The organism is Psychrobacillus sp., assembly GCF_056205495.1.
Genome location: NZ_JBAEAP010000039.1, coordinates 1 through 14,543, shown reverse-complemented (window position 1 = coordinate 14,543; position 14,543 = coordinate 1). Strand labels below are relative to the sequence as shown.

Genomic DNA, 14,543 nt, shown 5'->3' with positions numbered 1-14,543 from the left:
AGCTGTCGGAATTTTATATTTGTCCATTAATTCTTTTGCAAAAGTTTTACTTCCTTCAATTTTTGCAGCAGCCTTAGTTGGGCCAAATATACGTAAGCCTTGAGCTTCGAAGAAATCTACAATCCCTTCTGCAAGCGGTTGTTCTGGTCCAACAAACGTTAAATCGATGTTGTTTTCTTTTGCAAACTTGGCTAACTCGTCAAAAGCTAATGCATCAATTGGAACAATCTGAACGTCCTTTTCCATCCCAGAGTTCCCAGGTGCTACAAATACTTTCTGAACAGACGGAGATAGATGGAACTGCTTAGCAATTGCATGCTCTCTCCCTCCACTACCAATAACAAGAATATTCATGAATGTGGGAAGCCTCCTTAATGTTTAAAATGGCGCACGCCAGTAAATACCATCGCAATTCCATACTCGTTTGCTTTATCAATTGAATCTTGGTCTTTCACAGATCCACCAGTTTGAATAATTGCTGTAACACCAGCTTTGGCAGCTGCCTCTACCGTATCATTCATAGGGAAGAAAGCATCTGATGCAAGACTAGCTCCTTTTGCAAGATCACCTGCTTGTTCAAGAGCGATTTTAGCAGATCCTACACGGTTCATCTGGCCTGCTCCTACACCTACTGTCATCTCTTCATTCGCTACCACGATGGCGTTAGATTTAACATGCTTTACTACATTCCATCCCAATGTCATCGATTTCCATTCTTCCTCTGTAGGCTGACGTTCTGTAACTACTCGAACATCTGCATCTTTTAACCCGTAAGTATCTGGAGATTGTATTAATAATCCACCCTCTACTGAGACCGTATTCCATTTGTCTTTTTTCGTTTGCTCATAGGAAATAGTTAAAAGACGAATGTTCTTCTTAGCAGTTAGCATTGCAATGGCTTCCTCGGAGAAGGACGGAGCAATAATAATCTCTAAGAAAATGCCTGCTAATGTTTTAGCAGTAGTAGCATCCACTTCACGGTTTAAAGCCACAATTCCTCCAAAAATAGATGTAGAATCTGCTTCATAAGCTTTTTGGAATGCCTCGGAGATTGTGTTTCCTGTACCTACTCCACATGGATTCATATGCTTCACAGCAACTGCAGCTGGTAATTCAAATTCCTTAACAATTTGGATAGCAGCATTTGCATCTTGGATATTGTTATAAGAAAGCTCCTTACCGTGTAATTGCTTAGCAGATGCGATCGAGAAATCAGAACCAAGTGGGCGTTTGTAGAATGCAGCCTGTTGATGAGGATTTTCTCCGTAACGTAAAGCTTGCTTACGTTCATATGTAAGAGTTAATAGCTCAGGGAATTCTTCTCCCGTAAGATTTGTCATATAATCTGCGATTAACGCATCATAAGCTGCTGTGTGACGGAATACTTTAGCTGCAAGTCTACGACGTGTTTCAATAGTAGTTTCTCCAGTTTCTTTTAGCTGACTTAACACTTCTTCGTAATCAGTTGTATCAGTAACTACTGTTACATACTGATGATTTTTAGCTGCTGAGCGTAGCATAGACGGTCCACCAATATCGATGTTTTCAATAGCATCTTCAAATGCTACATCAGGTTTTGAAATAGTTTCACGGAAAGGATAAAGGTTTACGCAAACCACTTGGATTGGGGTTATGTTATGTTCTTCTAATTGAGCTTGGTGAGAGGGATCATCATGCTTTGCTAGTAATCCACCGTGAATCATTGGGTTTAATGTTTTTACTCGACCATCCAAAATCTCTGGAAAATTAGTTACTTGGTCAACAGAGGTAATAGCAACTCCATTTTTCTCTAAAAATGATTTGGTACCTCCAGTTGATAAAATTTCATACCCAAGCTGTTCCAGCTCTTTTGCAAACTCAAGAATTCCTGATTTATCAGATACACTGATTAACGCACGTTTAGACACAATAATTCCTCCTAATTTTTTGAAAAATCGATATTAAATATTTAAATGAAAAGTACGGGGGTAGCTCCACAGCAATTGTAAATTATTCGTTAGCCCCTCTAGTGAAAGTTAAATATGTTAAGTTTCATGCATAACATAAAATAAAGGATTAATTTAACTTTGCCCTTCTAATTTCCCTACCTGCACTACATGTGATTAAAGCTGTAGGAGGCGACTCCAGTGGGATGAGTGAGACAGATAAGACATCCCAACCACGCGCGTAAGCGACGGGGGATGGCTTATCGCTCACCCCACGGAAAGCGTCCGCCGAAAGCGCAAATCTGTGATCTATTGGTCCTAATTTTTAAATAAGTTATCTTTCCATAAGCTCTATGCTGGCAGAAAGCAAGGTCGGCTAGCTCCACAGCTGTTGCAAGGTCTTTACGTATAATTCATGCTCTACTGCATGGATTCTTTCCTCAGTCTTCTTTCGGTCATCACATACGACGTCTACAGCACATTGAGCTAATATTGGTCCTGTATCCATGCCTGCGTCTACTAAGTGCACGGTGACCCCAGTAACTTTCACACCATGCTCCATTGCCTGTCCTATAGCGTCTTTTCCAGGAAAGGCGGGTAACAAGGAAGGATGAATATTAACTATACGATTCGGATAGGCATCCAATAACACATTGCCAACCAATCTCATGTAACCAGCAAGCACTAGCCATTCTACCTGTAACTCTTGTAATTGGTTTAAAATTTCCTGCTCATAAGCTTCCTTTGTAGAAAAATCGGAAGGCTTACATATTAGCGTTTCAATTCCTACTGCCTTTGCACGTTTTACTACATATGCATCTGGTTTGTTTGTTACAACTAAGACGGGTTCACCTACCAGCTTACCCGTCTTAAATGCATCATAGATTGCTTGAAAATTAGTGCCGCTTCCTGAAGCAAAGACGGCAAACTTTGGGCCTGTACTCATTACACTATACTCCCGTCATGTGTTCCGTTGAATAGAACGCCTTCCCCTTTTACCACACGACCGATTGTGTATGCTTTTTCTCCATGAGTCTCAGCTATAGCAATCGCCTTTTCTGCCTCTTCCTCAGCCAAAGCTAGTACAAAGCCAATTCCCATATTAAATACATTGTAAAGATCCCTATCAGTCAGCTGCCCCTTTTCCTTGAGGAATTGGAATATCGGTAGCACTTCCCAGGAGCCAAGATCTATTTCAGTTGCCAACCCCTCAGGCATCATCCGTGGAAGGTTTTCATAGAACCCTCCTCCGGTTACATGCGCCATACCATGGATGTTTAATTGTTGATGTAAATCCATTACTGGTTTTGCATAAATCTTAGTAGGAGTTAAGAGAGCCTTGCCAATTTCTCCAAGGTCCTCAAAACCCTCCACTATCGTATCTGCTGTATACCCTTGCTCTTCAAATACTATTTTACGTACAAGAGAATATCCATTGGAATGAACACCACTAGAGGCTATACCAACTAATACATCTCCTTCGCTAATCTGCTCACCTGTTACTATTTTCGCTTTTTCACAAGCACCAACAGCAAACCCCGCTAAATCGTACTCATTCTCTTCATAAAGCCCTGGCATTTCTGCCGTTTCTCCGCCTATTAAGGCTGCACCAGACTGAACACATCCATCTGCAACGCCCTTTACAATTTGTTCGATACGAGTCGGTACTGCCTTACCTACTGCTACATAATCTAAGAAAAATAAAGGCTCTGCTCCTTGTGCAACGATGTCATTTACACACATAGCAACACAATCGATACCAATTGTGTCGTGACTGTCCATCATAAAGGCAAGCTTAAGCTTTGTTCCTACACCATCAGTCCCAGAGATTAAGACTGGTTCTTTATAATTTAAAGAAGATAAGTCGAACATTCCTCCAAAGCCACCAAAAGTACCCATGATTCCTTTTCTAGCTGTACGTTCGACATGTGATTTCATGCGTTCAACTGCTTCATAGCCAGCTTCAATATTTACACCAGCTTTTTCATATGCTTTTGACATCTATAATCCTCCTATCGAACAAGCTCTTTTTCATGTGGTAATTTTGTGTCTGGAAATATATCTGTCGGGTATTCTCCAGTAAAGCAAGCTAAGCAATGACCACAATTTTTTTCACCGTCTGGTCTACCAATCGCTTCTACCATTCCCTCCACCGATAAGAAGGAAAGGGAATCTGCACCAATCAATTCACGCATTTCTTCAATAGAATTATTTGCTGCAATCAGTTCAGAATCAGAACTAATATCTATCCCATAAAAGCACGGATTTTTTAAAGGAGGAGAACTAATAACTACGTGAACTTCTGTCGCTCCTGCCTCCTTTAGCATATTTACAATTCTTCTAGAGGTAGTTCCACGAACGATAGAGTCATCAACCATAACCACACGCTTGCCTTTCACGACTTGACGAACTGGTGATAGCTTCATCTTAACTCCACGCTCACGTAAGTCCTGCGATGGCTGGATAAACGTACGGCCCACATAACGGTTTTTGATCAAACCTAGCTCATACGGAATACCCGTTGATTCTGAAAATCCTATTGCTGCAGAAATACTGGAGTCTGGGACACCTGTTACCACGTCTGCATCGATGAATACCTCATTTGCTAGTTGCTTTCCTAAACGCTTTCTTGCCATATGAATATTTATGCCATCTATATCAGAGTCCGGACGAGAAAAGTAGACATACTCCATTGTACATATCGCACGGTCCTTTTTTTCAATATAACGTTCCGAACGACAACCTTCGTCATTAATAATTAAAAGCTCTCCTGGATGGATAGAGCGTACTAGCTCTGCTCCGATTAAATCGAAGGCACTTGTTTCAGAAGCTACTACCCAAGCATCGTCTAATTTCCCTAGGGAAAGTGGACGCATGCCTTGCGGATCCTGTGCGACTAGCATGCCATCCTCGGTCAGAATGATGAAGGCAAAGGCTCCTTCTAGTAATCGAAGTGATTGCTTTGCACGCTCTTCAAAGGAGGGTAGTTTACTCTTCTTTAATAAGTGAGCAAGCACTTCTGTATCTGAAGTGGTTTGAAAAATACTTCCTTGCTGTTCTAGGTTACGCTTCAAACGAGTAGCATTGACGATGTTACCATTGTGCGCAATGGCTAAGCTGCCTGTCGTGGAATTAAATAGCAAAGGCTGTACATTCTCTAGTCCAGATCCTCCTGCTGTTGCATAACGAACATGAGCAATAGCCGAGTGCCCTTCCAGCTGCTCCAGCTTTCCATTATTAAACACGTCATTCACAAGGCCTTCGCCTTTTACCGCGCGTAAGGATTTGCCATCGGTTACAACGATCCCTGCACCCTCCTGTCCTCGGTGCTGTAATGCATGCAGTCCATAATAACTCATGGCCGCTGGCTGGGTGTGACCCCAAATACCAAACACACCACATTCTTCATTTAAGCCTCTGAGTTCAGCAAGCATGGTATGGCTCCTTTCCAAGCGGAACGGAATTCGTCAACAGAACCGCTGATCCATGTAGTTCCGTCTTCTTGAGAGATTACTAGATTATTTGTATCAGTTACCTGGCCAATTTTCACAGCATCTTCTACAATTGCTTCAAACTGAGCAGCATCCTCTGGCTTGATCGTCACGATGAAACGGGATTGCGATTCACTAAATAAAGTCGTTACTGCAGAACCCTGAACCGTCACTTCTACTCCAAGACCTTTAGCGCCAAATGCTTTTTCAGCTAATGCTACTGCAAAACCACCCTCTGCAATATCATGAGCAGACTGGATAAGACCAGCTTTAATAGCTGCGAGTAGGGCTTCTTGACGAGTGGCTTCTACCTCTAAATCGATGGAAGGTGCTTGCCCAAAAATACGTCCTTCTACTAATTTTTGTAGCTCCGAGCCACCAAATTCCGTTTTAGTGTCGCCAATCAAATAAACGAGATCTCCTGCTTGTTTAACAAATTGAGTTGTTACATGAGCCAAATCCTCTACTAATCCTACAAGACCAATGGTTGGTGTTGGATAAACAGCTGTTCCACTTCTTTCATTATAAAGGGACACATTCCCTCCAATTACCGGTGAGTCTAAGGCGATACAAGCAGCAGCTATACCTTCTGCTGATTGATCTAGCTGCCAGAATATTTCTGGGTTTTCCGGGTTTCCAAAATTCAGACAGTCAGTAATAGCAAGTGGCTTAGCACCTGAACACACGACATTACGAGCTGCCTCTGCCACTGCAATTTTCCCTCCGACTACTGGATCTAAATAAATATAGCGGGAGTTGCAATCTGTCGTCATAGCAAGGCCTTTATTTGTCCCACGAACACGTACAACAGCTGCATCAGAACCAGGAGTTACTACTGTACTAGTTCTAACCTGATAGTCATATTGGTCGTAAACCCATTCCTTTGAAGCAATTGTCGGCTGTTGAAGAAGCTTTAAAAGAGTCTCGTTATAGTTCGTTACTACAGGTTCTTTGTTTTCCATAGCTTGGAACTCTGTGTAATAAGCAGGAATCTTAGATGGCTTATGATAAACCGGAGCTTCCTCAGCAAGTGCATCTGCTGGAACCTCTGCTACAATCTCACCCTTATGAACAAGACGCAGCATTTTGTCATTCGTAACCTTACCTACAGCAATACAATCTAGACCATACTTTTCAAAAACCTCAACGATTTCTTCTTCACGGCCCTTTTTAACAACGATTAGCATGCGTTCCTGTGATTCGGATAGCATCATTTCATAGGCAGTCATACCAGTTTCGCGCTGTGGAACAAAGTCTAAGTTCATCTCTACTCCGTGCCCAGCTTTTGAAGCCATTTCTGCTGAGGAAGAAGTTAAACCAGCTGCTCCCATGTCTTGAATTCCGATAATTGCATCCGATTTAATAACCTCTAGACAAGCTTCTAATAAAAGCTTTTCCATAAATGGATCCCCTACTTGAACTGCAGGACGCTTTTCTTCAGAAGCTTCCGTCAATTCTTCCGAGGCGAATGTCGCACCATGAATTCCATCACGTCCTGTTTTTGCTCCAGCATACATCACTGTATTACCTTCACCAGCTGCAATTCCTTTTTGGATATCCTCATGATTGATTAAGCCTACGCACATAGCATTCACTAGCGGGTTACCCTCATAGCAATCATCAAATTGAATCTCTCCACCAACTGTTGGAATTCCTATACAGTTACCATAGCCAGCAATACCTGCCACTACTTCTTCAAACAAATATTTAACGCGTGGTGTTTTTAGTTCACCAAATCGCAAAGAATTTAACATAGCAATTGGACGTGCTCCCATTGAAAAGACATCTCGAATAATTCCGCCCACTCCAGTTGCGGCTCCTTGATAAGGCTCGATTGCAGAGGGATGGTTATGCGATTCCATTTTAAAAACTACAGCCTGCCCATCACCAATGTCTACAATACCTGCACCCTCGCCTGGCCCTTGTAAAACCTGAGGTCCTTTTGTAGGGAATTTACGTAGAACTGGCTTAGAATTTTTATAAGAGCAGTGCTCCGACCACATAACAGAGAATAAACCGGTCTCTGTATAATTAGGCAGTCTTCCTAGGATTTTTTCCACCATCGCAAATTCTTCATCGGACATTCCCATTTGAGCATATAGCTTTTGTTCTTTAATCTGCTCCGCATTTGGTTCAAGCATGACTGACATGAGATTCCCTCCACTGTTTCAAAATAGATTTGAATAATGCTAATCCATCGCTTCCACCCATCAATTCGCTTACAGCACGCTCTGGGTGAGGCATCATCCCAAGTACATTACCTCGTTCGTTCACAATGCCTGCGATATCTTCTATACTTCCATTTGGATTGTCAGAAGCATAGGTAAAGACGATTTGGTTGTTTTCCTTTAAGGACAACAGCGTTAGCTCATCGCAATAATAATTCCCTTCCCCGTGAGCAATCGGGACTTGAATCACATCATTCTTCTCATAGGCAGAAGTAAATTGGGTTTCGTTGTTTACTACCTTTAAATCAACGGTACGGCACATAAACTTCAAGTCTTTATTGCGCAATAAAGCTCCAGGTAAAAGACCAGCCTCTGTCAGCACTTGGAATCCATTACATACGCCTAGCACAGGCTTTCCAGCTTCAGCAGCCTTCACTACCTCCGACATAATATTAGAGAATCGAGAAATAGCTCCACAGCGTAGGTAGTCCCCATAAGAGAAACCACCCGGCAATAAAATTGCGTCAAATCCACTTAAATCCTTCTCATCATGCCAAACATACTCCACTTCTTCTCCAAGCTCGTCCTTAATCGCATGATACATATCTAAATCACAGTTGGATCCTGGAAATACGATGACTGCGAACTTCATTTGCTTACAGCCTCCTCAACCTCGTAACGATAGTCTTCGATTACTGTATTCGTTAACAGCTTTTCACACATCTCTCTAATCATCGCATCTAAATCTCGTGTTCCTTCTTCAATTTGGAGCTCCAGATATTTACCAATTCGTACGTCAGTAACTTCTTTGTATTCCATAGAATGTAATGCGCCCATTACTGCGCTCCCCTGTGGATCTAAAACACTTTCACGAAGTGTCACATATACTTTAACTTTTTTCATTTTGATAGTCCTCCTAAGCGGGAAAGTATAATTTCATAAACCTCTGTTAAGCTTCCTAAATTGCGTCTGAACACGTCTTTATCTAGTTTTTGGTTTGTTTCCTTGTCCCATAACCTACAAGTATCCGGAGAGATTTCATCGGCAAGCAAAATAGAACCGTCAGCTGTTTTACCAAACTCTAATTTGAAATCTACTAAAGTAACACCAATATCAGAGAATATTGGGAGAAGCACTTGGTTAACCTTAAGTGCCATCGTTTGAAGCGTATCTATTTCTTCAGAAGAAGCAATTTCCAATAAATCTAAATGTGCATTTGTTAAAAGTGGGTCACCAAGCTCGTCATCCTTTAGATAAAACTCAACAATTGGATGTTTTAGAAGGGTCCCCTCTTCCAAACCAAGTCTCTTAGAAAGATTTCCGGCAGCTATATTTCTTACAACAACCTCAAGCGGGATAATCTCTACTTTCTTTACCAGTTGGTCATTTTCAGAAAGCTGCTCAATAAAATGAGATTCAATCCCATACTTCTTTAGCTGTTCGAAAAGAATAGTAGTAATTTTGTTATTTAATATGCCCTTACCATTGATTTCTGCCTTCTTCTCTCCGTTAAATGCAGTTGCACTATCCTTATATGTAACGTAGAGAACTTCTTCGTTCTCCGTTGCATATAATCTTTTTGCTTTACCTTCGTATAATAGATCGCCTTTTATCACGATAGTTTCCCCCATATAATCAGATATGTCTTGATGTTTTTGTTAACTCTATTTATTTAAGCCTAAGCGGTCAAAAATCATATCGACGTGCTGAATGTGGTAATTGTAGTCAAAGCAATCATCCAATTCTTCTTTAGTTAATAATGAAGTAATTTTTTCATCTGCATCCACAAAGCTACGGAATGCCTTTTGAGATTCCCATGCCTTCATAGCAAGTGGCTGTACCGTATCGTATGCTGTTTCGCGCGCCAGCCCTTTGTCGATCAATGCAAGTAAAACTCGCTGTGAATATATTAAACCTAACGTGGAATCCATATTACGTTTCATGTTCTCAGGGAACACGGTAAGGTTCTTCACAATGTTACTAAAACGATTCAACATATAGTTCAATGCAATGGTTGCATCCGGTAAGATTACACGCTCTGCAGATGAATGAGAGATATCTCTTTCATGCCATAGCGCTACGTTTTCATAGGCAGTCATCATATAACCACGAATAAGTCTTGCCATCCCAACCATATTTTCAGATCCAATTGGATTACGTTTATGTGGCATTGCTGATGAACCCTTTTGTCCTTTTGAGAAAAACTCTTCTACTTCACGAGTTTCGGACTTTTGCAGTCCACGAATCTCTGTAGCAAATTTTTCGATAGAAGTAGCTACTAGCGCTATTACACTTAAATATTGAGCATGACGATCACGCTGTAAGGTTTGAGTAGAGATTGGAGAAGCTGCTAATCCGAGCTTTTCACATACGTACTGCTCTACAAATGGATCGATATTTGCATACGTACCAACCGCTCCTGACATCTTACCTGTCTCAATTACTTTAGCTGCTGCTTCAAAGCGCTCCAGGTTACGCTTCATTTCTTCTGTCCATAGTGCTAGCTTTAAACCGAATGTAGTCGGCTCTGCATGAACACCATGAGTACGTCCCATCATTACCGTATATTTATGTTCTTTTGCTTTATTTTCTAAGATTTCGATAAAGCTTTGAATGTCTTTTCGTAGTATACTGTTCGCTTGTTTAATCACATAAGAAAGAGCAGTATCGACTACGTCTGTAGAAGTTAATCCATAATGTACCCATTTACGCTCTTCTCCTAATGTTTCAGATACTGCACGAGTGAATGCTACAACATCATGTCTTGTCTCTTGTTCAATCTCTAAAATACGGTCTACCGAAAAGGAAGCATTTTTACGAAGAAGTGCGACATCCTCCTTTGGAATATCACCTATTTCTGCCCATGCCTCACAGGCTAAAATTTCTACCTCTAACCAGGCATTGTATTTGTTTTCTTCTGTCCAAATCGCTCCCATTTCAGGGCGTGTATAACGTTCTATCATTTTTATTCCTCCAAATTAAGACCAAATTTTTGATTGTTCGATTTCTACTAGTGTTTTCTCAATATCGTCCGAAAGAATCGTAACGTGTCCCATCTTCCTGTTTTCCATAGCCTCACTTTTGCCATACAAGTGTAGCGACCAATTCGGATACTTGCTGAGCGAGTTGGTTACAGGAATAACATGCTGTCCTAGTATGTTCACCATAATTGAGTTCGTCCATAGCTTCGGTTGTCTTAAAGGCCAACCACACACAGCTCTTATATGCTGTTGGAATTGAGATACATTACAAGCTTCTATAGAATAGTGACCTGAATTATGAGGTCTAGGAGCTAACTCATTTATTAATATTTTGTCTCCTTCAAGCACAAACATTTCTACAGCAAGCGTTCCTACAAGATTCAAATGGTTCGCAATTACTTCCGCAGCCTCTACCGCTTTTTGAGATAGAGATTTACTAATTCTCGCTGGCACTATAGTTTCATGTAAAATATGGTTCACATGAATGTTTTCTCCGATTGGTAAGCAATACGTTTCTCCATTTCCGTTTCTTTGTACAATTACTGAAATTTCTTTAGTAAATGGTACAAATGCTTCCGCTATACATGGTGAGTGTTGAAAAAGAGGCTTAGCTAGTTTTAACTCTTCTTTATTATTAACAATCTGCTGTCCTTTTCCATCATACCCTCCACGTGTAGTTTTCACCACGCATGGATAGCCGATATTATCTATGTTGGATGATAGCTCCTCAAAGCTTTGTACCTCTATAAATTTTGCCACTGGCACTCCAGCTAATCGAATCGATCTCTTCTCCAAAATACGATCTTGTGTAATTTTTACAAGCTCCGCTCCTTGAGGAACATAAGCAATTTCTGTAAGTCTCTTTAAACCTTCATAATCTATATTTTCAAATTCATAGGTTATAACTTCACTAACTTCGGCAAGCTCTTCTAAAGCTGCCTCATCATTATATGGCGCAACAATTTGAATATCTGCAATCTGGCCACAAGGAGAGTCCATCTTTGGTTCAAGGACAGCCACTTTGAATCCCGCTTCCTTGGCTGCAAGGGCCATCATTCTGCCGAGCTGTCCCCCGCCAATAATCCCTATTGTTTGTCCCGGATAGATTGTCTTCATCGTAGCTCACCATTACTTTCTATGACATTTTTTTTAATTGCTTCTCTTCTATTTTCTAACCGAATAGCAATTTCATCATTTTGAATGGAAAGAATTTGTGCAGCAAGTAAACCGGCATTTATAGCACCGGCCTTGCCTATTGCCACCGTAGCTACTGGAACTCCTCCAGGCATTTGAACAATTGATAACAAAGAATCTAATCCATTCAATGCCTTGGATTGTACTGGTACACCTATAACCGGAAGTGTCGTCTTTGCCGCCACCATTCCTGGTAAATGTGCCGCTCCTCCTGCTCCTGCAATAATTACCTGAATCCCTCTTCCTCGGGCTTGTTCCGCATATTCAAACATAAGATCAGGAGTACGATGTGCAGATACCACCTGTTTCTCATATGGAATATGTAACTCATCTAATATTTCACAGCTATGCTTCATCGTTTCCCAATCACTAGAACTACCCATAATTACACCAATTTTTGCGTCCATTATTCTCGTCCCTTCCTTTTAAACAAAAAATTCCTCAAATAAACTACTTTCTTTAAGAAGAAAAGCAGTTTACTTGAGGAACATGGTAAGGGTGTTTGATACTTGCATATGCATAGAAGAACACACCCTTTTAGCAGTTTCCAAAAGTCGCTTTCCCTCATAGTCCTGTCATTTACGGTGACTTGGTAGAAACGCTAAAGCCAATTCTTTAGCATATATGGGGATTAAATCGTTCTATTACTATTAATATTCTAACAAGTCTAGATAGTAACGTCAACGCCTAAAAGCGAACAATAAATTTTCAGAAAACTATAATGTTCGGTTTTTGATGTGTTTTCTATTATTTCTTTTCTTTAATACCTTTTAATTGAATAATTTGCCTGATAGGAACAGGTTGTCCATCCACCTCTGCGAACAAAGGCTCTTCTCTCCTACCAACCACTTGAAAGCCCTGCTCTGCCATCTTTTCCATACAGGCTGCAATGCTTTCATTTTCTTGCACTTCAAACCATTGTGTTTCTTGCTTCATCTAAATAGCTTTCCTTTCCTAATTGTCTTGACCCAGAACCCTCCATGAATGGTTTTTGGCTCATGTGCAATAATAAAGATTTTCGGATCAATTTCCTTTAATCGATCATATAGCTTTTTCTCATATTTCCTAGGAGTTAATATTTGAAGGGCTTGTCTATGCCCTGCTAAACCATTTACCGTCCAATCGGTAACTCCATACCCCTCTTCTCGGAGAATATTGGATAATTGGTTTACATCACTTTCTACAGAAATAGCATTAACCATAATATATCCTAAAGACATTTTTTCCTCAAGCTTAGAACCAACAATGATTCCTGTACCAAAACCAAGTGCATATGCGACTAAATTTTGAATAGCATCCAAGTTATCTAACACTAGGCCAAGCCCTACTACATATACAGTGACCTCTACAATACTCATAAATGCAGCAATATATCGATACCCCTTAAGTGTAAGAATCATCCTAGTAGTGGATAACGTAACGTATACAATGTTAATGACAAAGATAGTCAACACCATAATCCATGCATTTTCTAACATTCTTCCAACTCCTTTAAATAATAGTTCCTCATAGGTAGAAGATATTCTAATATATACCCTTTATGAACATATATAATCAAGGAACCTGCATGGAGTATGGAAACATGTAAAATGGATTTCATTCTATATACCGGTATTCAATTAATGTAGAAAGTTGAAAAAGAAGGGAACTACAGAGCATTTATTGATTGGTTAAGAAGGAAGGGCATTTTGAATTTGAATGAGAGTAAATTTCAACTCTGAGGGTAAAGATGGGATTGTTACGTGTGGAGAATTTTCAATACAACATTCGTTATCTGAATGATATTTTATATAGATTATACAGAAAGAAATAAACTCCCTAGTATTAAATTTAATACCCGGGAGCCCCCATTAACTATATCTCATAAGCCTTAAGACGATTAATAGATTTTGTTTACAACAGCCTTTGCGGTTTTCTGCTTCATCTCTAGTGATTTATCTTTTGATTGTAACGCTAATCCTGTGCATAAAAGATCGACGATAAAAAGCTGAGAAATTTTAGCCGTTAATGATCCACCTTCCAATGGAGACTCTTTTGCTCCGCCTAGTAAGACAATATCTGCAAATTGAGTAATAGGGGAACGTGAATAATACGTAATGGCAATGATTTTTGCTCCAGCCATTTTAGCTATCTCTAGCGCCTCCAATGTATCCCTAGTACTTCCAGATATACTAAGGCCAACTACTACATCCTCTGCAGTAAGCGTGGCCGCAGACATAGCTTGTAAATGTGAATCCGTAATTGCTTCTGAAGGTCTACCGATTCTTAACAATCTACTTTTTGCGTCTAATGCAGTTATTCCAGAGGTACCAACTCCAAAGAAACTAATGGTTCGAGCCTTATTCAATAGTTCGATAGCTGCCTCTAAATCGTTCTCAATAATCATGGAAGCTGTATTTTCTATTGCCTTAATGGTATTCCCTCTAATGGATTGGATAAAATTAGATGCTTCCGAGTTATCTTTGTCTCTTTCACCCTCAGACAAGTTTTGAGCAATCGTTAGTTTAAATTCTTGATATCCTTTTAATCCTATCTTCCTACAAAATCTAAGTACAGTAGTTTCTCCAACGCCTGCTTCATCGGCTAAATCTGTTACCGAATAATAAATAACCTTACCCAAATTTTCTTGGACAAATGTTGCTACTTTTTGCTCTGAGTTAGTCAATGATGGATAGTAACTATTTATTATTTCTATTATAGGCATTTTCATGTATTCTACCGTCCTTATCTTAGGAAATGTTAATATAAAATATATACTTCTATTTTATACTATTACTTCTTTGA

At 40.1% G+C, this 14,543-nt stretch carries 14 protein-coding genes, 1 pseudogene and 1 riboswitch; all 15 genes and pseudogenes read right to left on the bottom strand.

Annotation, left to right across the window (positions count from 1 at the left end):
* Positions 1-354, bottom strand: a pseudogene (locus AC06OU_RS01310) (phosphoribosylamine--glycine ligase); the annotation flags it as partial.
* Positions 355-371: 17 nt separating this feature from the next.
* On the bottom strand, positions 372-1,907 hold the full coding sequence (purH, locus tag AC06OU_RS01305) for a bifunctional phosphoribosylaminoimidazolecarboxamide formyltransferase/IMP cyclohydrolase (protein ID WP_169360556.1): 1,536 nt from the start codon (positions 1,905-1,907) through the stop codon (positions 372-374).
* A gap of 394 nt (positions 1,908-2,301) precedes the next feature.
* The gene (purN, locus tag AC06OU_RS01300) at positions 2,302-2,871 is read right to left on the bottom strand and encodes a phosphoribosylglycinamide formyltransferase (protein WP_475853518.1); all 570 of its coding nucleotides are present in this window, start codon (positions 2,869-2,871) and stop codon (positions 2,302-2,304) included.
* Complete coding sequence (gene purM / locus AC06OU_RS01295; protein ID WP_475853517.1) at positions 2,871-3,926, bottom strand: phosphoribosylformylglycinamidine cyclo-ligase; 1,056 nt, start codon at positions 3,924-3,926, stop codon at positions 2,871-2,873. The genes purN and purM overlap by 1 nt, the downstream gene beginning before the upstream one ends.
* Positions 3,927-3,937: 11 nt before the next feature.
* Positions 3,938-5,359 (bottom strand): amidophosphoribosyltransferase, encoded by a 1,422-nt coding sequence (gene purF / locus AC06OU_RS01290; protein ID WP_298470737.1) that lies wholly within the window; start codon positions 5,357-5,359, stop codon positions 3,938-3,940.
* On the bottom strand, positions 5,335-7,566 hold the full coding sequence (purL, locus tag AC06OU_RS01285) for a phosphoribosylformylglycinamidine synthase subunit PurL (protein WP_475853516.1): 2,232 nt from the start codon (positions 7,564-7,566) through the stop codon (positions 5,335-5,337). The genes purF and purL overlap by 25 nt, the downstream gene beginning before the upstream one ends.
* Positions 7,550-8,236 (bottom strand): phosphoribosylformylglycinamidine synthase subunit PurQ, encoded by a 687-nt coding sequence (purQ, locus tag AC06OU_RS01280; protein ID WP_475853515.1) that lies wholly within the window; start codon positions 8,234-8,236, stop codon positions 7,550-7,552. Before purQ ends, purL begins: the two co-directional genes overlap by 17 nt.
* A complete protein-coding gene (gene purS, locus AC06OU_RS01275) occupies positions 8,233-8,487 on the bottom strand; it encodes a phosphoribosylformylglycinamidine synthase subunit PurS (protein ID WP_169360550.1) in 255 nt (84 codons plus the stop codon). Before purS ends, purQ begins: the two co-directional genes overlap by 4 nt.
* Positions 8,484-9,200: a phosphoribosylaminoimidazolesuccinocarboxamide synthase gene (purC, locus tag AC06OU_RS01270; RefSeq protein WP_475853514.1), complete on the bottom strand. Its 717-nt coding sequence runs from the start codon at positions 9,198-9,200 to the stop codon at positions 8,484-8,486. Before purC ends, purS begins: the two co-directional genes overlap by 4 nt.
* Before the next feature lie 48 nt (positions 9,201-9,248).
* Entirely contained in the window at positions 9,249-10,547 is a 1,299-nt protein-coding gene (gene purB, locus AC06OU_RS01265) for an adenylosuccinate lyase (RefSeq protein ID WP_251556581.1), read from the bottom strand.
* Between the two features lie 15 nt (positions 10,548-10,562).
* Positions 10,563-11,681, bottom strand: a complete 1,119-nt coding sequence (purK, locus tag AC06OU_RS01260; RefSeq protein ID WP_475853513.1) for a 5-(carboxyamino)imidazole ribonucleotide synthase — start codon at positions 11,679-11,681, stop codon at positions 10,563-10,565.
* On the bottom strand, positions 11,678-12,166 hold the full coding sequence (gene purE / locus AC06OU_RS01255) for a 5-(carboxyamino)imidazole ribonucleotide mutase (RefSeq protein WP_475853512.1): 489 nt from the start codon (positions 12,164-12,166) through the stop codon (positions 11,678-11,680). The genes purK and purE overlap by 4 nt, the downstream gene beginning before the upstream one ends.
* Positions 12,167-12,306: 140 nt before the next feature.
* Positions 12,307-12,407, bottom strand: a riboswitch (purine riboswitch).
* A 99-nt stretch (positions 12,408-12,506) separates the two neighbouring features.
* Positions 12,507-12,695, bottom strand: a complete 189-nt coding sequence (locus tag AC06OU_RS01250; RefSeq protein ID WP_475853511.1) for an NETI motif-containing protein — start codon at positions 12,693-12,695, stop codon at positions 12,507-12,509.
* Positions 12,692-13,237 carry a DUF2179 domain-containing protein gene (locus AC06OU_RS01245; RefSeq protein WP_169360544.1) on the bottom strand — a complete coding sequence of 182 codons (546 nt, stop codon included), beginning with the start codon at positions 13,235-13,237 and terminating at the stop codon, positions 12,692-12,694. Before AC06OU_RS01245 ends, AC06OU_RS01250 begins: the two co-directional genes overlap by 4 nt.
* A gap of 401 nt (positions 13,238-13,638) precedes the next feature.
* On the bottom strand, positions 13,639-14,469 hold the full coding sequence (locus AC06OU_RS01240) for a MurR/RpiR family transcriptional regulator (protein WP_240949767.1): 831 nt from the start codon (positions 14,467-14,469) through the stop codon (positions 13,639-13,641).
* Positions 14,470-14,543: the final 74 nt, after the last annotated feature.

Excerpts from the sequence above, each read along its gene's own strand:
- purN (WP_475853518.1), bottom strand. The coding sequence starts at position 2,871 with ATGAGTACAGGCCCAAAGTTTGCCGTCTTTGCTTCAGGAAGCGGCACT.
- purM (WP_475853517.1), bottom strand. The coding sequence starts at position 3,926 with ATGTCAAAAGCATATGAAAAAGCTGGTGTAAATATTGAAGCTGGCTAT.
- purF (WP_298470737.1), bottom strand. The coding sequence starts at position 5,359 with ATGCTTGCTGAACTCAGAGGCTTAAATGAAGAATGTGGTGTGTTTGGT.
- purL (WP_475853516.1), bottom strand. The coding sequence starts at position 7,566 with ATGTCAGTCATGCTTGAACCAAATGCGGAGCAGATTAAAGAACAAAAG.
- purQ (WP_475853515.1), bottom strand. The coding sequence starts at position 8,236 with ATGAAGTTCGCAGTCATCGTATTTCCAGGATCCAACTGTGATTTAGAT.
- purS (WP_169360550.1), bottom strand. The coding sequence starts at position 8,487 with ATGAAAAAAGTTAAAGTATATGTGACACTTCGTGAAAGTGTTTTAGAT.
- purB (WP_251556581.1), bottom strand. The coding sequence starts at position 10,547 with ATGATAGAACGTTATACACGCCCTGAAATGGGAGCGATTTGGACAGAA.
- purK (WP_475853513.1), bottom strand. The coding sequence starts at position 11,681 with ATGAAGACAATCTATCCGGGACAAACAATAGGGATTATTGGCGGGGGA.
- purE (WP_475853512.1), bottom strand. The coding sequence starts at position 12,166 with ATGGACGCAAAAATTGGTGTAATTATGGGTAGTTCTAGTGATTGGGAA.
- AC06OU_RS01250 (WP_475853511.1), bottom strand. The coding sequence starts at position 12,695 with ATGAAGCAAGAAACACAATGGTTTGAAGTGCAAGAAAATGAAAGCATT.
- AC06OU_RS01245 (WP_169360544.1), bottom strand. The coding sequence starts at position 13,237 with ATGTTAGAAAATGCATGGATTATGGTGTTGACTATCTTTGTCATTAAC.
- AC06OU_RS01240 (WP_240949767.1), bottom strand. The coding sequence starts at position 14,469 with ATGAAAATGCCTATAATAGAAATAATAAATAGTTACTATCCATCATTG.